The sequence below is a fragment of the Micromonospora sp. DT63 genome (assembly GCF_049841615.1).
Classification (GTDB): domain Bacteria; phylum Actinomycetota; class Actinomycetes; order Mycobacteriales; family Micromonosporaceae; genus Micromonospora.
Genome location: NZ_JBNCKQ010000004.1, coordinates 297,703 through 322,041, shown reverse-complemented (window position 1 = coordinate 322,041; position 24,339 = coordinate 297,703). Strand labels below are relative to the sequence as shown.

Sequence of the window (24,339 nt, the reverse complement as noted above, 5' to 3'; positions counted from 1 at the left end):
CTTCTCGCGAAGCGATTGACAAACAAATTTTGTACGTACAAACTGATTTTGCCATGAGAGACGTCCTGTACCTGGAGCAGATCGAGCAGGCCGAAGTCCTGCTCAAGCCGCAGCGCGTCGAGGTGCTGCGGCAACTCGCCGAACCGCGCACCTGCACGGAGGTCGCGGCCCGACTCGACCAGACGCCGCAGCGCGTCTACTACCACGTCAAGCAGCTCGTCTCGGCCGGCCTGGTCGAGCTCGTCAACGAGCGCAAGGTTCGCGGCATCACCGAAGGCATCTACCAGGCCGCCGCCCGGTCCTACTGGCTCTCCCCGCGGCTGGTCGGCCGGATCGGGCTGCGCCGGGCCCGCGACGAGCTGAGCCTGGGCTACCTGCTCGACCTGATGGAGGAGGTCCAGGCCGACATCGCCGACCTGGACCGCTCGGCGCCCGAACTGCCCTCGATCGGGGTCTCCGGCGAGATCCGGGTGCCCGCCGAGCAGCGCCAGCAGTTCCTGCACGACCTGCAAACCGCACTTCAGGACCTGTTCAGTCGCTACGGCGGGAGCGAAGGCGATGCCTTCAAGCTCGCCGTCGCCTGCTATCCGAAAGGGAATGACAATGAGTGAACAGCTGAAGGTCCAGGCCCGCCTCTCCGCGTCTGTCGGGCGCGTCCGTGAGGCCCTGACCGACCCGGCCGAGCTGCGACTCTGGCTGGCCGAGCACGCCGAGGTCGAGCTGCCCCAGCGGTACGAGTTCTGGGGTCGCTACACGCCCGAGGGTGACGCCCCGCACCAGCGTCTGCTGCACGCCGACGACGACACGCTGCGCTTCGGCTGGGTGCTCGACGGGGTGGAGACCACCACCGAGTTCCAGTTGACAGCCGAGGGCACGGACAGCACGGTGTTGACGCTGACCCAGAGCCACTTCGACTTCGCCGAGGCGATGAGCGGTTCCAGCATCCGGGGCGTGCTCCAGACGTTCTGGGCGCTGTCCATCGCCAACCTGGCCGCCCACCTGGAGGGTCGGCCGCTGCTGCCGCGTACCGACTTCACCTCCGCCGACCTGCGCGGCGAGCTGGTCATCGCCGCCCCGATGGACAAGGTGTGGGAGTCGCTCACCGACTCCGAGCAGGCCAGCGCCTGGTTCGGCTACCCGATCGGGATCGAGCCGTGGGTCGGCGGCCGATACGCGATGGGCGGCTTCGAGACCGGGTACGCGGCCAAGATCGTCGACCTGGAGCCGGGCCGGAAGATGTCCGTGGACTGGGGACCGACCGGCGTCACGAACTGGGAGCTGGCCGAGTCCAACGGCCGGACCACGCTGACCTTCGTGCAGAGCGGCTTCGACGAGGGCAATCCTCCGTACGCTGCCTGGAGCGGGTCGGTGGCCGGCCTGGCCGAGCTGCGCCGCTTCCACGAGGTGCCGGACTGGCAGCCGATCTGGCTCGCGACCGAGGTGCCCGGCCTGGAGCCCGAGCCCGCGAGCTGACCGTCGCGCCGGGAAGCCCGCCCGGGTGGTCACGCCCATCCGCTCAGCGAGCTGGGTTCAACATCCGAGCAACATCAGGGAAACTGCTGCCTCAAGCGGTGCGGAGGCAGCAGTTTCCCGGCACTTGTGCGGATCTTGTGTTGGTCGGGGCGGCTCCGGTCGGGCACGCCACCCGAGCGTCTCAGGCGATGGCGGCGATGTCTCCGTCATCGAAGTAGATCGCCTGGTGCAGCCGGCCGCCGAGTGCCGCGGCGTACCGGGCCACCACATCCTGGCCGGAGATCCGGCCCTGCTCGATCTGGGACACGCGGCCCTTGGTCACGCCCATCCGCTCAGCGATCTGTTGCTGAGTGAAACCGCGAGCACGTCGGACCTCTGCGAGACGGTGCCCGACGACCTGCGCGAGCAGCTCCTCCTTGCCCGCCTCGACGGCCGCCTCGCCGCCAGCGCGCTGCACATACTCCGCCCGAACGTCCGACCACCGCACATGACCGCTCACCGCCATCCCCCTTCCTGCTGTGTGCGTTCCTTCAAGTAGATCTCATACCGTTGTTCGGCGAGCGGGATGGCCTGTCGATACCAGCTGCTCCACTGACCCGCTTTGTCGCCGGCGACAAGGAGAATGCTGGCTCGCCAGGGGTCGAACACGAAGAGGATGCGGACAGTGCCTGGCCGCAACTCTTTCAGGTTGGCTATCGATGAGCCGGTGATGGTGTCGACGAGCGGCCGTCCCAGCCCGGGCCCGGCTTCGGCGAGAGCATCGATCGCCTGCACAACGCGGGCGAACGTCGCTTGATCAAGGCCGTCGATCCAGTCTCGAACCTCGTCGACGACGAAGACGTCCCAATCTTCCTGACGCACCAAAGAAGTATAGCGAACGCTATACCCTGTGGCGAGTGTTCGGGTGGGTTTCACCGATCCGGCTGTCGGACCCGGTGACTTTTCGGGGCCGAGTGGGTAATGGCGGGCGATGTTCTTCATCTTCGGTCTGCGTACGAAGGTCGACAGGTCCGGCGTCGTGCAGCAGGTCTGCCGCCACTGCGGCAATCACGCCGCGCAGGTCATCACCCGCCGGTCGACCAGGTTCACCCTCTTCTTCATTCCGCTCATCCCGATCCGCACCCGCTACGCGCAGCAGTGCACGTTCTGCGGCGCGCAGTACGAAATCGCCAAGTCCGACGCCCAGCGCCTCCCGGTCGGCTGAACCGCAGATGGCCCGCTTCCTGTGCTGGCTGATCGGCAGGCAACCCCGGCCCGCCGGCCCTCTGGTGCACACCGTTCGCCGCCCGCCCTGCACCCCGGGCCGGCGCAAGCGCCGACGCGCGCGTCGACCGCTGGCCGGCACCACGCTGCCGCGCTCGCCGTGGAACCGCTCCGCCGGCCGCTGACGTACGCCCGTACCGGTGGTTGGCGGCGCACCTGTCAGGTGTCAGCCATCGGTGCCGGGGCGAACAGCGGGGGCATCGGATCCGCCGCCCGGATCGTGGCGACGAGCTGGGCCAGTTGCGGGTAGCCGCCGCCGGCCGCCCTGATGTGGGCGTCCGCGTCGGCGCGGTTGCCGAGGTGGCACTCCGCGATGGCCCGCAGGAGAGACGCGACGGCGCACAGGTCCGGCGGGTCCACCCCGGGCCGGACGTCGAGAAGTAGCGACCGCGCCTGCTCGGGCCGCTGGTTGAGCAGGTACGCCAGGCTCATCGCGACACGGGCGGCCAAGCTCTGTGGCCGCACCCGGGAGCCGAGCTCCGCCAGTTCCCAGATCTCCACCACCTCCCGGTGCGCGACAGGCGATCGGGCCACCACCGCGGCGTGCAGGTACCACAACCCGAACTGGACGCTGAGGACCTGCCCGATGGCGGCGGCCGTCGGGGGATCGGTGCTGTCGGCGCGAGCCGTCGCCGCGAGTCGCTCGGCGTCGGCCACGAAGTCCGTCGGGGAGCGCCCGTGGCCGGTGCTCCAGCGCCGTTGGAAGGCGGCGAGCGCGAGCCGCGGCTCGTCACCGAAGCGATCCGGATCCGCGCGGTGACCGTCGGCCGCCTCCACGGGGCTGATCGTCCGCAGCGTCCGGGCTATCTCCTCCTCGTAGTAGGCAGCCCACAGCGCCGCGCCGGTGGCGGTCGGCGCCCGGAGCCAGTGGAGCAGGTTGCGGCCGTCGCTGCGGGGCGAGGGGACGAGGCTGACCAGTCCGCGAAGCGCCGCCAGAAGCGCCGTGCCGAACAGCGCGAGACGGGTCACCGCTGTGGTCGCCGACGCCGTCGCCGCACCGAGCGCCGCAGCGGTGCACAGGTTGACCACCGGGCCGGCGAGGTAGAACAGCACCAGGCGCAGCGGCAACGCGGTCGTCGACGGCGCCGGCCGGATCGCCACGTTGTTGCGCCACCTGGTGAACGGTGCGACACGGACCGCGACGACCTCCAGGCGCAGCAGCTTCGCCGCGACGAGGTGCCCGCACTCGTGCAGGACTGTGTGCACCCACAGCGACAGGCAGGTGATGCCGACGACGACGATGGCACCCACCAGGGACTCGGTGACGACGAGCGCGAACAGCAGCGCTTCGATCACCAGGAGGACGGACGCGGCCACCAGCCGTCGGCGGGGAGAGGTCACCGCGGAGATGGTACGGCGCACCGGGTGGCGGCGGGGGTACGTCCGCGCGTCGCGACGCCACCCGGAGGCGGACCGTTCCGGAAGGACCGTCCTACGTGGCCGGACCGGCTCGATGCGCGCGGCCGTCCGGACCTTGGCGGGCACCCGGGGCGCTGGCTAGGCTTTCGGGGTTTGCCGTGGACAGGTCCGCCGAGGGTGCACGTACGACGAAGAGCCGGAGCGACCGTGTCGCGACAGGACGTGAAGCAGGCCGCGCGGACCAGTGGCGTCGCGCCGGCCCGGCTCAGCCGCGTCGGGCTGGTCGGCGCGGGCTCGGTGGTCCTCCTGGAGGCGTTCTGGCTGGTCGCGGCGCTGCCCGGGGCCGCGCTGGTCAGCGACGTGGGCGCGCTGGTGGTGGCCGGCTGGGCGACCGTCGCCTGCGCCGGCGTGGCCCGTCGGCACCCGGCCCCGCTGCGCAGGTTCTGGAGGCTGCTCGCCGGCACCATGGCGCTCGCGGCGCTGGGCCGGGCGATCTGGACGGCGCAGCGGCTCGTCGGCGGCGACCTGCCGCACACTCCGCTGGTCGGGGTGGTCTTCACCGCCGGCATTCTCACCGGCACGGCCGCGCTGCTCAGCTCCCCGTCCGGGCCCCGGACGGGGGTGGGCCGGGCCCGGACGCTGCTGGACGGCGTGATCGTCGCGCTGGCCCTGGTGCCGATCGGCTGGGTGCTGGTGTTCCGCGGGGTCGCCGCCGCCGAGCTGGCCGACCCGGCGCGCACGCTGGGGCTGCTCTACCCGATGTTCGACCTGATGCAGCTCACCATCCTGGTGGCGGTGGCCGGGCCGGCGCGACCGCTGTGGCGGCCGATGAGCGTGCTCGCGGTGAGCCTCACCATCCGGGTGGTAGCCGACGTCGTCTACGTCTCGCTTGTCGCCCGCGCTGACTACGCCGCCGGTCACCCCATCGACCTGTGCTGGCCGCTGAGCTACCTGCTGATCGGCCTGGCCACGGGGAACCCGCCGCCGCCGGACTGCGACGGCACCGACGAGACCGCCGAGTCGCCGCTGCCGCCGTGGTGGCGGGTGGCGCTGCCGTACCTGCCGGTCGGTGGGGCGATCATCGCGGTGCTGCTGGCCCGCCGGCCCACCGGCCAGACCCCGCCGCTGGTCTTCGTGACCATGATGACGTTGCTCGCCGCTCTCGCCGTGCGCCAGGGGCTGGCCGCCAACGAGAACCTGCGCCTGGTGGCGCGACTGCGCCGGCTCGCGTACGGCGACCAGCTCACCGGCCTACCGAATCGGCTGTTGTTCAACAGGCTGCTGCGCCTGGCTCTGCGCGACGGCCGGCCGGTGGCCGTCCTGCTGCTCGACCTCGACGGGTTCAAGCAGGTCAACGACCGGTTCGGGCACGCCACCGGGGACACCCTGCTGACCGGCCTGGCGGCTCGGATGCGGACGGCGGTGGCCGGCGACGGCACCATCGCGCGGCTCGGCGGGGACGAGTTCGCGGTGCTGGTCGAGCGGGAGGGGCCGGTGTCGCCGGAGCGGCTGGCCGAACGTCTGCTGGACGCGCTGCGGCCGTCCGAGGGTGAGGAGGACGTGGGCGTGCACCCGTCGGCGAGCATCGGCATCGCCGAGTACGGGCCGCAGCACGCCTCGCACACCGACCTCCTGCGCGACGCCGACATCGCCATGTACGCGGCGAAGGCGGCCGGCAAGTCCGCGTACCGGACGTGCACGCCGGGCCTGCGCGAGTCGGCCGTGTCCCGGGCGGAGTTGATCGCCGACCTGCGCCGGGCCGTCGACGAGGAGCAGCTGCACCTGGAGTTCCAGCCCATCGTCGACCTGTCCAGCGGTGCGGTCCGCAGCGCCGAGGCGTTGGTGCGCTGGCGGCATCCCCGGCTCGGGATGCTGCCGCCGGCGAAGTTCCTGCCGCTGGCCGAGGAGACCGGGCTGATCCTCCCGATCGACCGCTGGGTGATCCACGAGGCGTGTCGGGCGGCGGCGACCTGGCGGGCCCGCGCGCCGGAGGCGACGGTCGCGGTGAACATCGCCGCGGCACACCTGCGCCGGCCCGACCTGATCGCCACGGTCACGGCGGCCACCGCCAGCGCCGGGTTGGCGCCGCGCGCGTTGACGCTGGAGCTGACCGAGTCGGCGTTGATCGAGGGGACCGACGCGGTGCTGGAACGGCTGCACCAGCTGCGGGAGCTGGGCATCCAGATCGCCATCGACGACTTCGGCACGGGCTACTCGTCGTTGAGCTACCTGCACCGCATCCCGGCCACCGAGCTGAAGATCGACAGGTCGTTCGTGGCACGGCTGGGCACGGACGACCGGGCGTACGCCACGGTGGAGATGGTCACCCGGCTGGCCGGAGCGTTCGACCTGGCGGTGATCGCCGAGGGCGTGGAGACCGAACGCCAGCACGACGCGGTCGCCGCGATCGGCTGCCCACGGGGCCAGGGCTATCTGTACGGGCGTCCGGACAGCCCCGCCACGGTGGGTCAGAATCGAGCTTGACCCTGACGTAACGGCAGGCGGGAGCCTGGTTCCCGGAAGGGAGGGGAACCATGGCGTACACGGTGGGTCAGGTGGCGAGGATCGCCGGCGTGACGGTACGGACGCTGCACCACTACGACGAGATCGGTCTGCTCTCGCCGAGCGGCCGGACGCCGACCGGCTACCGCCGCTACGACGACGCGGACCTGCAACGGCTGCAACTCGTCCTGTACTACCGCGAGCTGGGTTTCCCACTTGAGGAGATCACCGCGATCATCGACGACCCGGCGGCCGATCCGGCCGCGCATCTGCGCCGACAGCACGAGCTGCTGACGGTACGGATCAAGCGGTTGCAGGAGATGGTCACGGCTGTCGAGTTCGCGATGGAGGCGAGCAAGTTGAACATCCAACTCACGCCGGAGGAACGGTTCGAGGTCTTCGGCGACTTCAGGCCGGAGGAGCACGCGGCCGAGGCGGAGCAGCGCTGGGGCGACACCGACGCGTACCGGGAGTCGAACCGGCGGGTCGCCGGCTACCGCAAGGACGACTGGCTGCGTAACAAGGCCGAGAACGAGGACTGGGGCCGGCGGATCGTCGCGCTGCTGGCCGCGGGCGCACCGGCGGACGGCCCGGAGGCGATGGACCTGGCCGAGGAGCACCGGCAGCTCATCAGCCGCTGGTTCTACGAGTGCTCGTACGAGATGCACACCGGGTTGGCCGACATGTACCTGGCCGACGAGCGGTTCACCGCGTACTACGAGAACATCGCCGCCGGCCTGGCGGCGTACCTGCACGAGGCGATCCACGCCAACGCGATCAGCCGCGCCTGATCGACGGGGTGGTCGGCCGGGAACGGCTGTCGGTGCGGTCCGGCTACTCTGGCCGGACCGCACCGCGGTACGCGTCGATCGGCGACCGGCCGGCGGGCGCCCCGCCCAGGGGAGATGACAGTGAAGAAGCCCAAGCTGGTCGCCGTCGGCGCTGTCCTCGTCGTGGCCGTCGCGGTCGGCGTGTGGGCAGTGGTCGCAGCCGGTGACGAGCCGGAGGCGGGCCGCCCGTCAGCCGGTGCGTCGACCTCCCCGACCGGCGCGGCTCCGGCCCCGACCGACCCGGCCGGTGTGCTGGTGGCCGCCGCCGCGAAGGTCGACGAGCAGGCGTACCGGCTGACGGTGGGCAGCGGCGCGACGGCCGAGGGGGACACCACGGTCCTGACGTGGGACCCGAAGGCGCGGCGCGGCACGGAGACCACCTCGCTCAAGGTGCGCAACGGCGAGGTGCGGATCGAGCGGCTGACCACCGGTGCGGACGTCTACGTGCGGGTCAGCGCCCCGGACCGCCGGGTGCCGGTCTGGGACGGCAGGACCTGGTGGCACGTCGGCAGGCCGGGCCGACCGGTCACCAACAAGGGCCTGGACAACACGCGGCTGGCCAGCACGCTGACCGCGCCGTCCGTCGTCCGCCAGACCGGGGCCCGGGAGTACGCGGGCACGCTGGATCTGCGCGACAGCGCCGCCGTGCTGGGCGGCGGGATCGGCGGGGTGCTCGGTGACCGGGCCGCGAAGGTGCCCTTCACCGCCAGCGTCGACGAGCAGGGCCGGTTGGTCCGTTACCGGATCGAGTTGGCCACCGAGCAGGAGAAGACGGCTCAACTCGACCTGACGTACTCGGATTTCGGGCTGTCGGTGGCGGCGGACCCGCCGGCGGCCGACCTGGTCGGGGAGGACCCGCCGGCGAACATCCCTGGCGCCTGACGCCGGTTCACTCCTCGACCGCTCCGTCGCTCGGGGTGACCAGGAAGTCGTAGACGGTCCGGGCCATCCGGCGGACCGTCTCGTCGCCGGTCGCCATCGGGCCGGCGGTGAGGAAGGCGACGGCGGTCTCGGTGCCGGGGATCAGGTAGTAGCCGACGTCGTGGGAGGCGTCCGGCAGGTCGCCGGTCTTGTGGGCCACCGGAACTCCGGGCGGCAGCGCCGCCGGGATCTTGGTGTTCAGGGTCTGTTCCCGCATGAAGCCGATCATCAGGTCGCGGGAGGCCGGGGTGAGGATCTCGCCGTCCCAGACCGCGCCGAGCAGCGACACCACGTCGTCCGGGCTTGTGTAGTTCTCCTCGCCGCGCTGGGCCGCCGCGCTGTCGAGCATCCGGCGGGCCAGGATGGTGGACCGCTGGTTCATCGAGTCGATCAGCGCGTTGACCGGGGCGAACCCGCCCAGGTAGGTGATCAGCACGTTGGCCGCGACGTTGTCGCTGTACTTGATCAGGTATCGGGCGAGCCGGTACAACGTGACCACCTGCGGAAACGTCTCGAACTGGAGCTGACCGGTGCCGCCGACCACGTCGGCAGGTGTCACCAGCACGCCGTCGTCCAGCGACACCTGTCCACAGTCGACCCGGCGGAGCAGCTCCACCAGGATCCACAGCTTGATGACGCTGGCGGCCTTGGGGCGCAGCGCGCCGTTGACCGAGATCTGCTGGTCCCCGTACCGGCCGGACAGGTCGCGGACTGTCGCTCCGGACGGGTTGAGGCTCGCGTCGGCGACCACCCGGGCGAGCTGCCCGCTGAGCGGGAACAGCCGGGCGCCCTCGACCGGATCGGTGGGCGGCTGCGGGCTGGTGACCACCACGCCGGGCAGCTCCACCGGCTGAGCCTGCGGCCCGGACACCACGAGCGTGCCCGCGCTGCGCCCGATCAGCGGCACCCGGTAGCGAAAGCTCCTGCCCTCGACGGTGACCTCGCCACTGGCCACCCCGGCGGCGACCCGCATGTCCGGATCGGCGACCCGGCCGGTGTCGCCGTCGCAGGCCCGGTATCGCACGGTGTGCCCGAGCGAGTCCACAGCGAACGCCCCGCCGGGGAACGACAGCCAGGACACCTCACTTGTCGGCGCTCGCTCCGGCGCGGGCTCCACGCCCGGCTCGTCGCTGCGCCCGTCCTCGTCGACCGGCCCGTCGTTTCCCGTCGGTCCGTCGTGGGCCGGCTCGGTCCCGTACCCCGGCGTGGTCCGGTGGTCCGGGCCGGTTGCCGGGTCGAGGCCGTCGGCGGTGGCCGGCCCGGTCGTCGCGACGACGACCAGCGCGACTGTCGTCGCCAGCCACCGCAGGGGTACGCGGGGGTACGGCACGAAGAGGGAAGATGAGCGCTTCTTGTCGCTTTTTCTCACGTTTGCACGATAAGAAGCGGGGGAGGCGGATGGGGCTGCCGGGACCGCCATCACCCGTCCGGGAGCCGATGTGTCCGGGAGCGACATACCTCAGAGGTATAAATATGACTCTGCGGTATCAAGGGCATCAGCGACACCGGCCCGGGGAGGCACCCATGTTGATCATTGCCGGCAGTCTGCGCGTCGAGCCGGACGCCCGCGACGACTACCTCTCCGGTTGCCGCCAGGTCATCGAACAGGCCCGCGCGGCGGCCGGCTGCCTCGACTTCCTGCTCGCGGCGGATCCGCTCGACCCGGGCCGGATCCACGTCTTCGAGCGCTGGGAGTCCCCGGAGCAGTTGGCGGCGTTCCGCGGCGCCGGGCCGAGCGACGCCCAGACGGTGGCCATCCTCGACGCCGACGTGCACCGTTATCTGATCTCCGGCGTCGAGGCGGCCTGACCCCTCCGCGCGCTACACCAGCAGATCGAGCAGGAGTACGCCGGCGAAGCCGATCACCGAGATGAGCGTCTCCATCACCGACCAGCTCTTGATGGTCTGGCCGACGGTCAGGCCGAAGTACTCCTTGACCAGCCAGAACCCGGCATCGTTGACGTGCGAGAAGAACAGCGACCCACAGCCGATGGCCAGCGCCAGCAGGGCCACCCCCGGCCGGTCCAGGGTCGCGGCGAGCGGTGCCACGATGCCCGCCGCCGTGATGGTGGCTACCGTCGCCGAGCCGGTGGCGACCCGGATGCCGACCGCCACCAGCCAACCCAGCAGCAACGGGGAGAGGTTCGCGTCCTTGGCGGCGTCGGCGACCAGGTTGCCGACCCCGGCGTCCACCAGCACCTGCTTGAACCCGCCGCCGGCCGCCACGATCAGCAGGATGCCGGCGATCGGGGGCAGCGAACCGCCGAGCACCGACGAGACCTGGGACCGGCTGAACCCGGCCTGGTAGCCGAGGGTGAACATCGCCAGGATCACCCCGGCGAGCAGCGCCACGATCGGCGTGCCGACGATGTCGAGCGTCTTGCGGCCCGCCGTGCCCTCGTCCAGCGCCAGCTCGCCGATCGCGCGGAGCAGCATCAGCACCACCGGCAGCAGCACGGTGATCACCGCGGGCCAGAACGCCGGGGTACGCCGGGCGGTCTCCGTGCCGCTGTCGTCCACCGGCTCGCCCGGTCGACCGCCGCCCGGGTTGACGAGATCGTCGTCGGTGAGCAGGTCGCCGTCCACATCGCGCCGAGCCGGCGTCCCGGCGGTGCCGGTCGTTCCAGCTTGGCCCGTCGTTCCGGTGATGCCAGTCGTTCCAGCTGGGCCCGTCGTTCCGGCTACGCCAGTCGTTCCGACCGTGTCCGTCGTTACGCTGGTGCCCGGCGTTTCGGGGGTGCCCGCGGGGGTGGCGGGCCGGCGGCGGGTGGGCAGCAGCGCGGCGGGTGCGGTCGCCGGCACGTACCGGGCGATGAGGTTGCCGAAGACCGGCCCCGAGATGATCACCGTGGGGATCGCCACCAGCAGGCCCAGTCCGAGCGTCAGGCCCAGGTCGGCGTTGAGCGACGAGATCGCCACCAGCGGCCCCGGGTGCGGTGGCACGAGGCCGTGCAGCACCGACAGGCCGGCCAGCGCCGGGATGCCGAGTTTCATCAGCGGCACGTCGGTGCGCATCGAGACGAGCAGCACGATCGGCACCAGCAGCACCACGCCGACCTCGAAGAAGAGCGGCAAGCCGATGAGCGCCGCCACCCCGGCCATCGCCCAGGGCAGCGCGCGGCCGGACACCCGACCGACGACCCGGCTGACGATGCCGTCCGCGCCACCGGACTCGGCGAGCAGACCGCCGATCATGGCTCCCAGCGCGATCAGCAGCCCGACGCCGCCGACAGTGGTGCCGACGCCACCGGTGAACGAGGTGATCATCTTGTCGGGCGCGACGCTCGCCACCACGCCGAGCACCGCCGCGCCGAGGATCAGCGACAGGAACGGGTGGACCTTGGCCCAGGCGATCAGCAGCACCACGGCGACGATGCCGAGCACCGCGGCGAGGACGAGCTGGCCGTCGCCGGCGGTGGTGACCGGCTCGGCCGGCGCGGCGAACGAGGCGTGCGCGAGCGACGCCGGCGTGGCGAGGGAGGTCAGCGGTTCGGTGAGGGGTGGGAGCACGGCGATCACGACCTTCGGGACGGGGGGTCGACCCTGGGTGGGGCCGGCCGAAGGGCCTACATCGGTGGTCCTGCGGGGTTGGCCGGCTCGGCGGGCAGGCCGGGTTCCAGCCGGCGCATCGACGTGAAGGTGGGCACCAGCGCGTCGTACAGCTCGGCGAAGAGCGGCAGCAGCGCCGCGTACGTGGCGGCGGCGGCCGGGTCGGGGCGGATGACCTCCTCGATGCGGACCAGGTCGGCCGCCACGTCGATGCTGGGGATCAGGCCCAGCGCCTGCATGCCGAGCAGGGCCGCGCCGAAGCTCGACCCCTCACGGCCGGCCGGGAAGCTCACCGGCATGCCGAGCACGTCGGCGAGCATCTGCCGCCACAGGCCACTGCGGGCGAAGCCGCCACCGGCCCGGATCTCGCGAACCTCGTTGCCGGCGGCACGTACGGAGGTGAGCACCAGCGCGAGCTGTTGGCAGACCCCCTCCATCGCGGCCCGGACGAGGTGTTCGCGGCGGTGCCCGTGGGTCAACCCGACGTACGCGCCGCGGGGCAGCGCGCTCCAGTGTGGAGCCCGTTCGCTGTGCAGGTACGGCAGCATGATGAGCCCGCCCGAGCCGACCGGGGCACGGGCCGCGAGGGCCACCAGATCCTCCTCGGGGTGCTCGCCCAAGTCCGGCGCCAACGCCGCGCCCGCCCACTTGAGGACGATGCCGCCGTTGTTGATCGCGCCGCCGACCACCCAGCGATCCTCGGTCAGCGCGTAGCAGAACACCCCGCCCAGCGGGTCCACGCCGGGGCGTTCGACCATGACCCGCATGGCGCCGCTGGTGCCGATCGAGCAGGCCACCATGCCGGGGTGCACCGCGCCCAGGCCCAGATTGGCCAGCGGTCCGTCACCGGCGCCGACCACCACCGGGGTGCGTGGCGGCAGGCCGAGGGCGCTGGCCGCCTGCGGGGTGAGGCCGGGCAGGACGGCGGTGGTGGCGACAAGTTGCGGCAACTGCTCCTCGGTGATGCCCGCGATCGTCAGCGCCTCGGTGTCCCATTCGAGGGTGTGAATGTTCATCAGGCCGGTGGCCGAGGCGATCGAGTGGTCGGTGACCAGCGCCTCGCAGAGTCGCAGCAGCACCCAGTCCTTGATGCCGACCCAGTGCGCGACGCGCTCGAAGAGCCGGGGCTCCTGCTCGGCGAACCAGAGCAGCTTGGGCAGGGGTGACATCGGGTGCATGGGCGTACCGGTACGCCGGTGCAGGGCCAGCCCGGACGGCACCGCCCGCAGCCGCTCGGCCTGGCGGGTGGCCCGGGAGTCGGCCCAGGTCACCGACGGCGTGAGCGGCTTGCCGGCCGCGTCGAGCCCGATGAGGCTGTGCATGGCGGAGCAGAAGGCCAGGCCGGAGACCGGAACGGTCAGCTCGCCCACCACGGTCCGGATCGACTCGACGACGGCGGCGAGGATCACCTCCGGGTCCTGCTCGGCGTACCCGGGGTGCGGATCGTCGAGGGGATATGCGGCGGAGTGGCTGGCCAGCAGCCGCCCGTCGGTGTCGTACGCCATGGTCTTGGTGCTCGTGGTGCCGATGTCGACCCCGATCACCACACCGGGCAGGGTGTCTGGCGGCATGACCCTCACCCCCTTCGTGCAGGCGGTGCGGCGGCGTCGCCACCCGGCTGCGGCTGACGTTACCGAGACCGCGACCGCCCCGCACGACACGACGGAAGGTGAATCGACGCAGCAGTATCGCCCTATCGTCCGGGTTGCTCCGCCGTTCGGATAGTTCGTCCGTCGTGGCGTGTCCCGGTCGACCGTCAACGCTGTTAATTCGAGTGCACCCCGGATTGGTGGCCTGCGCGGCGAAGGAGTCGGCGTGGCAAAGACTGAATCGACGGGTTCCACGTGGCGGTACCGCTGGGCGCAGCGGCAGAACGTGCGGCGGGTCAGCACGTACCGCGGCGCCGAGAAGGCTTGGCGGCGACGCGACGACGAGTTACGGCGGCTGCGCGCCCTGGCCGCCGACTTCCAGGGCTCGGCGGCGGCCGGCGCGGGCCTCCCACTCGAGCTGGCCAACGACGAGGTGGTGCTGTGGGCACTGCCCGCCGCGCAACTGGTCGAGGTACGACACACGACAGTGCTGCCCGCACCGGACCTGACGGTCGCCGCGCCGGCAGCGCCGCTGCGCCCACGCCGGCCCGACGGCGTACGCGTCACCGACGCCGGCATGGCCGTCATCACCAGCCGTCGGCTGGTCCTGCTCGGCGGGCGCGGCCGGCGTGACTGGGCGTACGGCCGGATGACCGGCCTGGCGCACGACCCGGCGGCGCCGGTGACCCTGATCCAGGTGCTGGACCGGCGGCGTACCTCCGGACTGCTGCTGCCCACCGACGCGGCGGCGGACTTCCGGTTCAAGCTGACGTTGGCCTTCGCCGACGCGATCGAGCAGCGCGCCGCGGTGCTCGCCCAGCTCGACGAGCTGATCGCGGAGCACGGCCAGCTCAAGCCGTTCCGGCCGGCGGTGACCACACCGGCGCAGGCCCGGCTCTCCGCACTCGTTCCCGGCGGTCGTCGGACCATCGCGGTGGCCGCGGGGATCGCGTTGCTGGTGCCGGCGGCGCTCTTCGACTCGAACCCGTCGGACCCGACCGGAGGCGCGGAGGTCGCGGTGGCGGCCACGCCGGCGCCGACCCCCAGCGCGCTTCCCGCGCTGCTGCGCCCGGCCTCCCCGCCGCCGGCGCACACCACCGCGCCGAAGCGGTCGTCGCCGCGCCCGCTGTCGCCGCGCCCGTCGTCCACCCCGACCGCCGGGCCGCGCTGCGGGGCGCCGGAGAATCCCCTCGGGTACGACTTCTGTGCCGGAACCCGGATCCGCCGGCCGGCCGCCGAGGTCTGCGACTGGTTCGACTGCGTGCCGCAGTTCTGGGCGGGCCGGGGCTATCTGGTCCAGTGCCGGGACGGCTCGGTCAGCCTGACCGGTGGCCGGGCGGGCGCGTGCGCGGACCATCGGGGCGTCCGGCGGACCATCTCTCAGTAACCTGATTTGGGGGTTGTTGTCCGCTTCGGTCGGCGAGAATGATCGGGTGGAGATCCGGTCCGATGATGGTGCCCGGGTGCGGATCCGCCCGGTCGGCTACCAGCCCGGCATCGACCCGCCCGACGATCCCGAGCGGGCCGCGCCGGGCTGGCAGGACTGGCTGCTCATCGAGGTGGACGCCCGCACCGCCGACGGCCAGACCTGGTCGCACCACTACCCGAGCCTCATGGTCGAGGAGGCCCGCGCGCTCGGCAGTTGGCTGCACGGCCAGGCGATGGCGGCCGGCGGTCCGACCCCGCCACCGGCGCTGGTCCGCTTCACCGAACCCAACCTGGCCCTGCGCACCCGGGCGATCCGCCGTCGCCGGCTGGAGTTGACAGTCGAGTTCTCCGCCGAGTCACTGCCCCCGTGGATGCGCCGGCCGGCCAACGCCGTCTATCCGCTCGTCCTCACCGTCTCCGCGGACGCCCTCGCCGTCGCCGCCGACCAGTGGGCCGGGCACTGCGAGGCGTACCCGCCGCGTACCCGGTCGCGGTTTCCGGCCGACGGTCCACTGCTCGGCCCGCTGCCCCGTCGGCGGCGCGCGGGTTGACCGGGGTACGGTGATCCACGTCAGCGACGAGAAGGAGGTGAGCCCCGTGAACACCAGTTGTCACGTCTGGGCGCCCTTCTCGTCCGTCCCCCGCAGCTGACGTCTTCGCGTCGGGGAGTGCGCCCTCCTTCATCGGAGGACCAATGTCTGTTTCCCCGTTCCGCATCGACGTGTCCGATGCGGTCCTCGACGACCTGCGGGCCCGACTGGCCCGCACCCGCTTCACCGACCGCAGCGGCCACCGACAGTGGCAGGGCGGCACCGATCCCGACTACCTGCGGGACCTGGTGTCCTACTGGCACGACGGGTTCGACTGGCGTGCCCGGGAGGCCGCGCTCAACGCGTACCCCCAGTACCTGGCACTCGTCGGCGGTCGGAAGCTGCACTTCGTGCATGTCCGCGCGGACCGCCCGGCCGGTACGCCCGCGCCGCCGCCGTTGCTCCTGAGCCACGGCTGGCCCAGCAGCTTCGTCGAGATGCTGCCCCTGGTCGACCGGCTGACCGGCCCGCTCGGGGGCGCGTTCGACGTGGTGGTGCCCTCACTGCCCGGCTTCGGCTACTCGGAGCTGCCCGACGTGCCGCTGACCCGGGCGGTCCTCGCCCGGACGCTGCACGAGTTGATGACCGACGTGCTCGGCTACGAGCGGTACGGTGCCTTCGGCGGCGACGTCGGCGGGGTCGTCGCCGGTTGGCTCGGTGCCCTCTACCCGGAGCAGGTGGCGGGCATCCACATGATCCATCCACCGTTCCCGGCCAGCTTCGACGGCCAACCGCTGTCGGCGGCCGAGCAGGCGTTTCTGGACGCCGAGGCCGCGTACGACGAGACCGACGGCGGCTACAGCGCCATCATGGGCACCCGGCCGGACACCCTCGCGGCGGCGCTCGCCGACTCCCCGGCCGGGCTGGCCGCCTGGCTCGTCGACAAGTACCGGGACTGGAGCGACAACCGCGGCGACCTGTCGAACAGCTTCGACACCGACACGCTGCTCACGATCATCACGCTCTACTGGGTGACCGGCACGATCGGCTCGTCGTTCCGGCAGTACGTCGACTTCGATCACAACACCCCACGACCCGCCATCACCGTGCCCGCCGCGTTCACGGTGAGCACCGAACCCTCGCAGGCCAACTTCCCGCGCGAGATCGCCGAGCGGGCCTGCACCGACATCCGGCACTGGAGCGAACCCGGCCGAGGTGGGCACTTCATGCCGCTGGAGGAACCGGACCTGCTCGCCGGTGAGCTGAGGGCCTTCTTCACCTCGTTGCGGCAGTAGCCCTGTCCCGGCGGCTGCTCCGGTTCTTTGCCGGAGCAGCCGTCGGCGTCCGTCAATTCTCTCCTTTCGGGCGCAACGGGAGACATCGATTCGACGCGCGTTGCCTGTCACGTACGTGAGCGGTTGTACCGCGTGTGACCGTGACCGCACTGCTGGCACCTCCCTCCTGGCGGCTCGCCTGGGCCGAGCGCGAGAACGAGCGCCGTCGGCGCGCGTACCGCGACGCCACCGCCGCCTGGCGCCGACGCGGGGACCACCTGGTCCGGCTACGGATCGAAGCCGCCGGGTTCCTCGGGTGTACGCGGCCACGAACCGGCCTCCCCGTCGACCTCGACGTCGACGAACTCGTCTTCCGGGTCGTACCCGTCGCAGAGCTCGTCGAGGCCCAGGCCCGGCACGTCGCCGGCCTGCCCACGCCCGGCGGCTGCGCCTTCACCGAAGCCACCGACGCGGCAGTGCCTCCGGGCCTGCGGACCGTCGACAGTGGCCTTGCCGTCGTGACCAGCCATCGCGTGGCCTTCGCCGGCCACGAGCACCGGCGCGAGTGGCGGTACGCGGACCTGCTCGGCGCCGCCCACCACCCCGACGTGCCCGTCACCCTGCTGCACGACCACGGCCGACTCTCCGGGCTGCTGGTCCCGGCCGGCACCGCCGTGAACTTCCGCTTCTATCTCACCCTCGCGGCCGCCTCGGCCGCCGGGGATCGTGCCGCCGTCACCGCGCAGCTCGACGCCCTGCTGGCCGCGCACCAGGCATCCCCGCCCGTGCCGCCGCCGACGGTCGGGCCGGCCGACGCGCCGCTGACTGCGGTACGCCCCGACCGCCGGGTGCTCGCTGTCGCCGCCGTCGCGACTGTGGTGTTCGCGGCACTGGGCCCCGGTGCCGTGGGACCGCAGCAGGCCGGGCCGATGCGGCGGGCGGAAGCGGCGACAGTCGAACCGGCCGCGCGGAACACCGGTGTGCTCGCCCCGCTGCGGGTGCCCGCCGTCCTGGTGGCACCGCCGGCCCTGGTTCCGCCCGCCCGGCCGGCCGAGCCGGCACGGCCTCCGGCGGCCGAACCGCTGCGGCCCGCCGCGCCGGTCCCGTCCGCCGTCGCGGCTGCTGCGCCGGTGCCGGCGACCGCTCCGCAGTCGTCCACCGCTCCGCGGCCGTCCACCGAGCCGCCGCCGTCCATCGAACCGCCGCCATCCAGCGTGCCGACGCCCTCCAGCGCTCCCGAACCGTCGGCCAGCGCGATGACGCCTACCGACCCGCCCACCGCGGCCCGGCCCGGCGCACCGTCGCCCTCGCCAACCACGACACCCGATCCCGCCCTGTTGACGGTGTGCCTGGACACCCTGCTGCCGCTTGTGGACCGGCTGCTCTGCCCGCCGACCGGGCCGTGATCCGCCGCCGCTGCCGCTGGGGGCGGGTCAGGCCGTGGTGCCGAAGTCGGGGAGGGTGAGCGAGCCGTCCGGGCCGAGCGTGAAGCCGGGGTTCCAGGCGATCTCCCAGACGTGACCGTCCGGGTCGGCGAAGTAGCCGGCGTAGCCGCCGTAGAACGTCTCGCGCGCCGGCTGGGTCACCTCGGCGCCGGCCTCGCCGGCGGTGGCCATCACCTCGTCCACCTCGGCCCGCGAGCGGACGTTCTGGGCCAGGGTCATTCCGCCGAAGCCACCGGTGTCCGGGTTGGGAACGTCCGCGTCGGCGGCCAGCTTGTCGCGGCTCCACAGGACGAGGGCCAGGCCGCCGGCCTGAAAGAAGACGGTCCCCTCGACCTCCTGGCCGCGCCAGCCGAGGTGCTCGTAGAAGGCCTTGGCGCGTGGCAGGTCCGAGACGCCGAGGGTGATCAGGCTGATCCGCTGCTCCATCTTCGTAACCTAACGCGCGATCCCTCGGCAGCCGACGTTGCCGGTAGACCAGAGCAATCCAATGTATCTACAATCGTCGCTGTTAACGCTCACACTCGTCCCAGTGCTGAGGCAGTGACGCCGTGCCGACGTGACGATCGGCGCGCGCCGGGTGAACGCCCGGCAGCCGGCGGCTGCTCGGTCCGGCCGGCCCCGATCCCAGACGGTTGCCGGCCGCCCGTGGCGGCCCTACCGGTCGGCCCATGCCCTCGGCCAGCTCGACCAATCCAGGGGAGAAAGCTATGCGAACGAGGGCACGATGGCTCGCGACGCTCGCCGCGCTCGGTGTCGTGGTTGCTTCGGTGGTGACACCCACCGGACCGGCCAACGCGGAATCCAACGGTGGAGTGCGGGTGATGCCGCTCGGCGACTCCATCACCGAGGGCACCCAGGTGCCCGGCGGGTACCGCATCGGGCTCTGGCAGCGTCTCGCCGCGGGGCGGTACACGGTGGACTTCGTCGGATCGCAGTTCAACGGGCCGGCCAGCCTGGGCGACCACGACCACCAGGGGCACCCCGGCTGGCGCATCGACCAGATCGACGCCAACATCGTCGGCTGGCTGAACACCCAGCGACCGCAGACCGTCCTGCTGCACATCGGCACCAACGACATCCTGCAGAACTACAACGTGAGCACCGCGCCGAACCGGCTCTCCACCCTGATCGACAAGATCACCAGCACCGTGCCCACCGCCGAGGTGTTCGTGGCGCAGATCATCCCGATCTCGAACAGCGGCCAGAACGCGGCCGCCCGTACCTTCAACGCGGCGATCCCCGGCATCGTCCAGAGCAAGGTCAGCGCCGGCAAGCGGGTGCACCTGGTCGACATGTACAGCGCGCTCAGCACCTCTGACCTGATCGACGGCGTCCACCCCACCGCCAGCGGCTACGACAAGATGGCCGCCCGCTGGTACAGCGCGTTGCAGTCGGTGCCCGGCAGCATCGGCAACCCGAGCAGCGGCGGCGGACAGACCACCACGATCGTCGGCACCCGGTCGGGCCGGTGCGTCGACGTCCCCGGCGCCTCCACCACCAACAGCACCCAGCTGCAGTTGTGGGACTGCCACGGCGGCACCAACCAGCAGTGGACCTACACGTCCATGAAGGCGCTGACCGTCTACGGCAACAAGTGCCTCGACGCCGCCGGCAACGGCACCTTCCCGGGCACCCAGGTCACCATCTACGACTGCCACGGCGGGACGAACCAGCAGTGGAACGTCAACACGAACGGCACCATCACCGGCGTGCAGTCCGGCCTCTGCCTCGACCCGTACAACCAGGGCACCGCCAACGGCACGAAGCTCGTCCTCTGGACCTGCACCGGCCAGGCCAACCAGCAGTGGAGCCGTCGATGAAGCAGCCAACACGATGGCTGACGGCCACGCTCGCGCTGGTCCTCGGCCTGGCGATGGCGACAGCGACACGGGACGCGGCCGCCGCGGACAGCCCGTACCAGCGGGGGCCGGATCCGACCCTGGCCAGCGTCGCCGCCACCCGGGGCCCGTTCGCCACGACCCAGGCGACGGTGCCCGCCGGCAACGGCTTCAACGGTGGGTACGTCTACTACCCGACCGACACCAGCCAGGGCACCTGGGGTGCGGTAGCGATAGTCCCCGGCTATTCCGCCCTGTTCGCCAACGAGGAAGCCTGGATGGGCCCCTGGCTGGCGTCCTTCGGCTTCGTGGTGATCGGCATCGAAACCAACAGCCGCACCGACGGCGCCGACGCCCGCGCCACCCAGCTGCTCGCGGCGCTGGACTACCTCACCCGCACCAGCCCGATCCGCAACCGGGTCGACCCCAACCGGCTGAGCGTCATGGGCCACTCGGCGGGCGGAGCGGGAACCCTCCTCGCCGCCCTCCGGCGGCCGACCCTGAAGGCGGCGGTCGGCCTCGCACCCGGTACGCCCGGCAACAACCTGAACATGTCCACCACCCAGGTCCCCACCATGCTCCTGTCGGGACAGAACGACGGCACTGTCACGCCCTCCTACGTGCAGGGCATCTACAACACCCTGCCCGCCGGAGTGGAACATGCCTGGGCGGAGCTGGCCGGCAACGACCACCTCTCGTTCACCAGGTCGAACCCCACCGAGATGCGACTCTTGATCCCCTGGCTCAAGACGTTCCTGGACAACGACACCCGCTACACGCAGTTCCTCTGCCCACTGGCCGACAGCACCGGCGTCTCGCGGTACAACGCCACCTGCCCCCTGGTGCCGCCGGACGGGCCGACGTCACCACCCACGACCACCCCGCCCACGACGACCCCGCCCACGTCCACTCCGCCCACCACCAGTGCGCCGACCACGCCGCCGCCCTCCGGCGCTGCCTGCACCGCGACGTACCGCACGGTCAACTCGTGGTCCGGCGGCTTCCAGGGTGAGGTGACCGTGACGGCGGGCACCGCCGCCGTCAACGGCTGGACCGTCACGTGGAACCTCGGCAACGGCCAGAGCATCAGTCAGGTCTGGAACGGCACGTTGAGCACCAGCGGTTCGACCGCGACCGTCCGCAACGTCTCCTACAACGGGTCGCTGGCCCCCGGCGGTACGACGACCTTCGGCTTCCTCGGTTCCGGTACGCCAGCAAACGCGTCACCGACCTGCGCCAGCCCGTGAGCAGTCGTAGGACGTAACCGCGGGTCGTACGGCTCCGATCGGAGCCGCCTGTGGATCGCCGCGCCCTCGGCGGCAAGCGTCGAGGTGCGCGGCGAGGCTCGCCGACCTAGCTGAAACTCCCGCGGTCCTTGAAGGCCATGCATCCGAAAAGGAGTGGCGGGCGACGGTAATCTGCACAGCGGGTAGTGAAGACCACCCACAAGAGTGATGGGGTGTCCGCCCTGGGCGCTCCAGGCCCAGACGACGGTGGTGTCGAACGTACGGGGGAAACCATGTTCGAGCGGCTGGGCAGATTCGTTGTGGGCAGAGCGTGGTGGGTGATCGCCGGGTGGGTGTTGGCGGCGGCCGCCATCATCGCCACCACGCCATCGCTGAGCGACATCACCTCAGCGGATCAGGAGAGCTTCCTGCCCCGCTCGTACGAGTCCGTACAGGCCACCGAGCTCGGGCAGAAGGCGTTTCCGCAGCAGGCAACCGCGACCGCCGTCATCGTGGTCAAGCGCGCCGACGGTCAGAAACTCACGCCGGCGGATGAGGCGAAGGTGGGCCAGCTCGCCCAGGCGCTCAAGGCCAGGAACATCCCGCACACGTCCGGCTACCTGACCGGTCCGCCAGCTGTGGCGCCGGACAAGTCGGTGCAGATCATCAACGTCGGGCTGGACGCCCCCACCCCTGACGATCCGACGCTGCTCGACGCCGTCCGCGATCTGCGGGCGGACATCGGCCCGGAGCTGGCGAACAGTGGACTGTCCGCGGGCGTGGCCGGCGACGTGGCGAGCTTCGTCGACAACGAGGACACCTTCAACAACGCCTTCGCCGTGGTCGGCATCGCGACGATCATCCTGATCATCGGACTGATCCTGATCATCTTCCGGAGTCCCATCGCCGCACTGCTGCCCGTGGTGGTCGTCGGCGTCGTCCTGAGCATCACGACCGGTCTCGTCGCCGCCGCCGGCAAGGCATTCGATCTCAGTGTCAGCCAGGACCTGCAGACGATCCTGCTGATCGTGCTGTTCGGCATCGGTACCGACTACATCCTGTTTTTGCTCTTCCGCTACCGGGAGCGACTGCGGGCCGGCGACGACAAGCGCACCGCGATGATCGTCACCGTCCAGCGGGTGGGCGAGGTCATCACCTCGGCCGCCGGAGCGGTAATCGTCGCGTTCCTCGTGCTGCTCCTCGCCTCCCTGGGCTTCTTCGGCTCGCTCGGCCCGGCGCTCGCCATCGCGGTCGGCGTCATGCTTGTCACCTCGCTCACCCTCGTCCCCGCAGTCGTCTCCCTGCTCGGCCGGTACGTCTTCTGGCCGTCGAAGGCGTGGCAGCGTACGCCCAAGGCCACCCTGTCCCACCGGCTCGGCACCACAGTCGGGCGCCGGCCGGCACTCGTCGCGGCGATCTCCGGCGTCATCCTGGTCGCGCTCGCCGCAGGCGTACTGAGCTACAAGGCCGACTACGACTTCAGCGCCGGCTTCCCACAGGACACCGAGTCGGCGAAGGCCGCCCAGGACCTCCAGCGCGGGTTCGCCGCCGGTGCGCTCGCCCCGACCGAGGTCTACCTGACCACCACCAACCGGTCGCCGCTGACCGAGCAACAGGTCAACGACTTTGCTGCAGCCGTAGCGAAAGCCCCGGGTGTGGGTCAGGCGCAGCCTCCGGAGCGCAGCACCGACCCGAGTGTGGCCCGGGTCAACCTGCTGCTCAACGAGAACCCGGTCTCCAACGAGGCGATCACCCTCGTCCGCGAGGACCTGCGCGGCGCCGTGCACGCGTCGGCGCCGCCTGGCACCCGGGCGCTGGTCGGCGGGACCACCGCGATCTTCGCGGACATCAACTCGGCGAACAACCGCGACCTGTCGGTGATCCTGCCGGTAGCGGCCGGCCTGATCGCGCTCATCCTCGCGCTGCTGCTGCGCAGCCTGGTCGCGCCGATCTACCTCGTGATTGCGGTGCTGCTCAACTTCGCCGCCACGCTGGGCGCCACCGTCTACCTCTTCCAAGGGCTGCAAGGCGAGCCAGGTGTCACCTTCCAGTTGCCGATCATCCTCTACCTCTTCGTCGTGGCCATCGGGACCGACTACAACATCCTGATGATCGCCCGACTACGCGAGGAAGCGCGGGAAGGCAGCGAGCCGCATGAGGCAGCCGCCATCGGCGTGCAGCACGCCGGTCCGACGGTCGCGGCAGCAGGACTGATCCTGGCCGGGACGTTCGCGGTGCTGCTGCTCGCGCCGATCTCGTTCCTGCAGCAGATGGGCTTCGCGGTGGCGATCGGCATCGTGCTGTCGGCGTTCGTCATGTCGATGTTCTTCGTTCCCGCGCTGACCGCGCTGATCGGGCACAAGGCGTGGTGGCCGGGGCACGGCGACGAGCGGCCGACCAGCGGGCGACACGCCCGTGCCGTCGACCAGCCGGGCTAGTGGCACTGCGACGGCAGGATTCGAGTCGAATTCGACACGACTATCCCCGACCCACCGCCTGGCGCCGGACAGGGTTCAAGAAGGGCGAATCGAGCGTATTGCCTCGACGACTGCGCTCCACGGAGTCGATCCCTGCCTCGGGCTGAGCACTCTACCGTCGGCGATGACAACACCCGCTGCGCGCAGCACCCGCACATGGCCCGCATGCGCCGGGTGACGGGCCAGCTCCGCCTTGACGTGTGGAAAGGCGACGATCGGTAGGCCCGCGCCCAGCGATTCGTTGAGCACGCCGAGCGCCAGCGTGTCATTGATGCCCAGCGCCCACTTCGTCACCGTGTTGAACGTGACCGGCGCGGCCACCACCACGTCGGCCGGCGGGTGCGGCTCCGGGTCGCCGGGCATGCGCCACTCGACGCGTACGAGATAGCCGGTCTTTTCTTGCAACGCCGCCCGATCGAGCCACGGCGCGGCGGTGGGACTGACGATCATGCACACCTGCCACCCGTCGGCGATCAGCAGGTCGACCAGCTCGTCGATGTGCTCAGCGGGACCGGCGGCGCACACCACCAGATACAGCACCGGGCGTTCCGTCATGACCGCAGTCTGCCCGAGCCGGACGACGTTCGATCGGCGGGAGACGACCCGGGTCCTCGCGGCACGCGTCCGTCAACGTG

The 24,339-nt window shown here is 71.4% G+C and carries 22 protein-coding genes; 14 read left to right on the top strand and 8 right to left on the bottom strand.

Annotation, left to right across the window (positions count from 1 at the left end; translation table 11 throughout):
• The first annotated feature begins 53 nt into the window (after positions 1-53).
• Positions 54-611: a winged helix-turn-helix domain-containing protein gene (locus ACLQ27_RS17275; RefSeq protein ID WP_234583050.1), complete on the top strand. Its 558-nt coding sequence runs from the start codon at positions 54-56 to the stop codon at positions 609-611.
• On the top strand, positions 604-1,473 hold the full coding sequence (locus ACLQ27_RS17270; RefSeq protein ID WP_357493859.1) for an SRPBCC family protein: 870 nt from the start codon (positions 604-606) through the stop codon (positions 1,471-1,473). The genes ACLQ27_RS17275 and ACLQ27_RS17270 overlap by 8 nt, the downstream gene beginning before the upstream one ends.
• A 181-nt stretch (positions 1,474-1,654) precedes the next feature.
• Here ACLQ27_RS17270 and ACLQ27_RS17265 read toward each other — a convergent pair whose 3' ends face one another.
• Together ACLQ27_RS17265 and ACLQ27_RS17260 are read right to left on the bottom strand one after the other, a co-directional pair.
• Positions 1,655-1,978, bottom strand: a complete 324-nt coding sequence (locus tag ACLQ27_RS17265) for a helix-turn-helix domain-containing protein (RefSeq protein WP_255786750.1) — start codon at positions 1,976-1,978, stop codon at positions 1,655-1,657.
• Positions 1,969-2,334 carry a type II toxin-antitoxin system RelE/ParE family toxin gene (locus ACLQ27_RS17260; protein ID WP_357493862.1) on the bottom strand — a complete coding sequence of 122 codons (366 nt, stop codon included), beginning with the start codon at positions 2,332-2,334 and terminating at the stop codon, positions 1,969-1,971. Before ACLQ27_RS17260 ends, ACLQ27_RS17265 begins: the two co-directional genes overlap by 10 nt.
• Positions 2,335-2,443: 109 nt before the next feature.
• On the opposite strand from ACLQ27_RS17260, the gene ACLQ27_RS17255 reads away from it, so the two are divergent.
• A complete protein-coding gene (locus ACLQ27_RS17255; protein WP_355132985.1) occupies positions 2,444-2,677 on the top strand; it encodes a zinc-ribbon domain-containing protein in 234 nt (77 codons plus the stop codon).
• Between the two features lie 218 nt (positions 2,678-2,895).
• Here ACLQ27_RS17255 and ACLQ27_RS17250 read toward each other — a convergent pair whose 3' ends face one another.
• Positions 2,896-4,077, bottom strand: a complete 1,182-nt coding sequence (locus tag ACLQ27_RS17250) for a hypothetical protein (protein ID WP_425867597.1) — start codon at positions 4,075-4,077, stop codon at positions 2,896-2,898.
• A gap of 225 nt (positions 4,078-4,302) precedes the next feature.
• On the opposite strand from ACLQ27_RS17250, the gene ACLQ27_RS17245 reads away from it, so the two are divergent.
• The 3 genes from ACLQ27_RS17245 (at position 4,303) to ACLQ27_RS17235 (ending at position 8,309) form a co-directional block, all read left to right on the top strand.
• Positions 4,303-6,579 carry a putative bifunctional diguanylate cyclase/phosphodiesterase gene (locus tag ACLQ27_RS17245; RefSeq protein WP_357493866.1) on the top strand — a complete coding sequence of 759 codons (2,277 nt, stop codon included), beginning with the start codon at positions 4,303-4,305 and terminating at the stop codon, positions 6,577-6,579.
• Between the two features lie 50 nt (positions 6,580-6,629).
• The gene (locus tag ACLQ27_RS17240; protein ID WP_357493868.1) at positions 6,630-7,388 is read left to right on the top strand and encodes a MerR family transcriptional regulator; all 759 of its coding nucleotides are present in this window, start codon (positions 6,630-6,632) and stop codon (positions 7,386-7,388) included.
• A 120-nt stretch (positions 7,389-7,508) separates the two neighbouring features.
• Complete coding sequence (locus ACLQ27_RS17235; protein WP_425867594.1) at positions 7,509-8,309, top strand: hypothetical protein; 801 nt, start codon at positions 7,509-7,511, stop codon at positions 8,307-8,309.
• 7 nt (positions 8,310-8,316) lie between these two features.
• On the opposite strand, the gene ACLQ27_RS17230 is transcribed toward ACLQ27_RS17235, so the two are convergent.
• The gene (locus ACLQ27_RS17230) at positions 8,317-9,717 is read right to left on the bottom strand and encodes a serine hydrolase (protein ID WP_357493872.1); all 1,401 of its coding nucleotides are present in this window, start codon (positions 9,715-9,717) and stop codon (positions 8,317-8,319) included.
• A 155-nt stretch (positions 9,718-9,872) separates the two neighbouring features.
• On the opposite strand from ACLQ27_RS17230, the gene ACLQ27_RS17225 reads away from it, so the two are divergent.
• On the top strand, positions 9,873-10,157 hold the full coding sequence (locus ACLQ27_RS17225) for a putative quinol monooxygenase (protein ID WP_234583040.1): 285 nt from the start codon (positions 9,873-9,875) through the stop codon (positions 10,155-10,157).
• Between the two features lie 12 nt (positions 10,158-10,169).
• Here the strand turns inward: ACLQ27_RS17225 and ACLQ27_RS17220 are convergent, their stop codons facing one another.
• Both ACLQ27_RS17220 and ACLQ27_RS17215 read right to left on the bottom strand, forming a co-directional pair.
• Positions 10,170-11,834, bottom strand: coding sequence for an SLC13 family permease (locus ACLQ27_RS17220; protein ID WP_425867874.1), 1,665 nt, complete (start codon positions 11,832-11,834; stop codon positions 10,170-10,172).
• An 80-nt stretch (positions 11,835-11,914) separates the two neighbouring features.
• Positions 11,915-13,468 carry a gluconokinase gene (locus ACLQ27_RS17215; protein WP_425867592.1) on the bottom strand — a complete coding sequence of 518 codons (1,554 nt, stop codon included), beginning with the start codon at positions 13,466-13,468 and terminating at the stop codon, positions 11,915-11,917.
• A gap of 244 nt (positions 13,469-13,712) precedes the next feature.
• On the opposite strand from ACLQ27_RS17215, the gene ACLQ27_RS17210 reads away from it, so the two are divergent.
• The 4 genes from ACLQ27_RS17210 (at position 13,713) to ACLQ27_RS17195 (ending at position 18,124) form a co-directional block, all read left to right on the top strand.
• Positions 13,713-14,873 carry a hypothetical protein gene (locus ACLQ27_RS17210; protein ID WP_357573239.1) on the top strand — a complete coding sequence of 387 codons (1,161 nt, stop codon included), beginning with the start codon at positions 13,713-13,715 and terminating at the stop codon, positions 14,871-14,873.
• 46 nt (positions 14,874-14,919) lie between these two features.
• Positions 14,920-15,465: a WapI family immunity protein gene (locus ACLQ27_RS17205; protein WP_425867589.1), complete on the top strand. Its 546-nt coding sequence runs from the start codon at positions 14,920-14,922 to the stop codon at positions 15,463-15,465.
• 143 nt (positions 15,466-15,608) lie between these two features.
• Positions 15,609-16,739, top strand: coding sequence for an epoxide hydrolase family protein (locus tag ACLQ27_RS17200; protein ID WP_425867588.1), 1,131 nt, complete (start codon positions 15,609-15,611; stop codon positions 16,737-16,739).
• 140 nt (positions 16,740-16,879) lie between these two features.
• Positions 16,880-18,124: a hypothetical protein gene (locus ACLQ27_RS17195; protein ID WP_425867586.1), complete on the top strand. Its 1,245-nt coding sequence runs from the start codon at positions 16,880-16,882 to the stop codon at positions 18,122-18,124.
• Between the two features lie 27 nt (positions 18,125-18,151).
• Here the strand turns inward: ACLQ27_RS17195 and ACLQ27_RS17190 are convergent, their stop codons facing one another.
• The gene (locus ACLQ27_RS17190) at positions 18,152-18,589 is read right to left on the bottom strand and encodes a VOC family protein (protein WP_357493884.1); all 438 of its coding nucleotides are present in this window, start codon (positions 18,587-18,589) and stop codon (positions 18,152-18,154) included.
• A 281-nt stretch (positions 18,590-18,870) separates the two neighbouring features.
• On the opposite strand from ACLQ27_RS17190, the gene ACLQ27_RS17185 reads away from it, so the two are divergent.
• The 3 genes from ACLQ27_RS17185 to ACLQ27_RS17175 all read left to right on the top strand — a co-directional run bounded on the left by ACLQ27_RS17185 (position 18,871) and on the right by ACLQ27_RS17175 (position 23,665).
• Positions 18,871-19,983, top strand: a complete 1,113-nt coding sequence (locus ACLQ27_RS17185; protein WP_425867585.1) for a ricin-type beta-trefoil lectin domain protein — start codon at positions 18,871-18,873, stop codon at positions 19,981-19,983.
• On the top strand, positions 19,980-21,248 hold the full coding sequence (locus tag ACLQ27_RS17180) for a cellulose binding domain-containing protein (RefSeq protein WP_425867583.1): 1,269 nt from the start codon (positions 19,980-19,982) through the stop codon (positions 21,246-21,248). The genes ACLQ27_RS17185 and ACLQ27_RS17180 overlap by 4 nt, the downstream gene beginning before the upstream one ends.
• Positions 21,249-21,520: 272 nt before the next feature.
• Positions 21,521-23,665, top strand: a complete 2,145-nt coding sequence (locus ACLQ27_RS17175) for an MMPL family transporter (protein ID WP_425867581.1) — start codon at positions 21,521-21,523, stop codon at positions 23,663-23,665.
• A 75-nt stretch (positions 23,666-23,740) separates the two neighbouring features.
• Here the strand turns inward: ACLQ27_RS17175 and ACLQ27_RS17170 are convergent, their stop codons facing one another.
• Entirely contained in the window at positions 23,741-24,259 is a 519-nt protein-coding gene (locus ACLQ27_RS17170; RefSeq protein ID WP_357573231.1) for a flavoprotein, read from the bottom strand.
• Positions 24,260-24,339 lie beyond the last annotated feature (80 nt).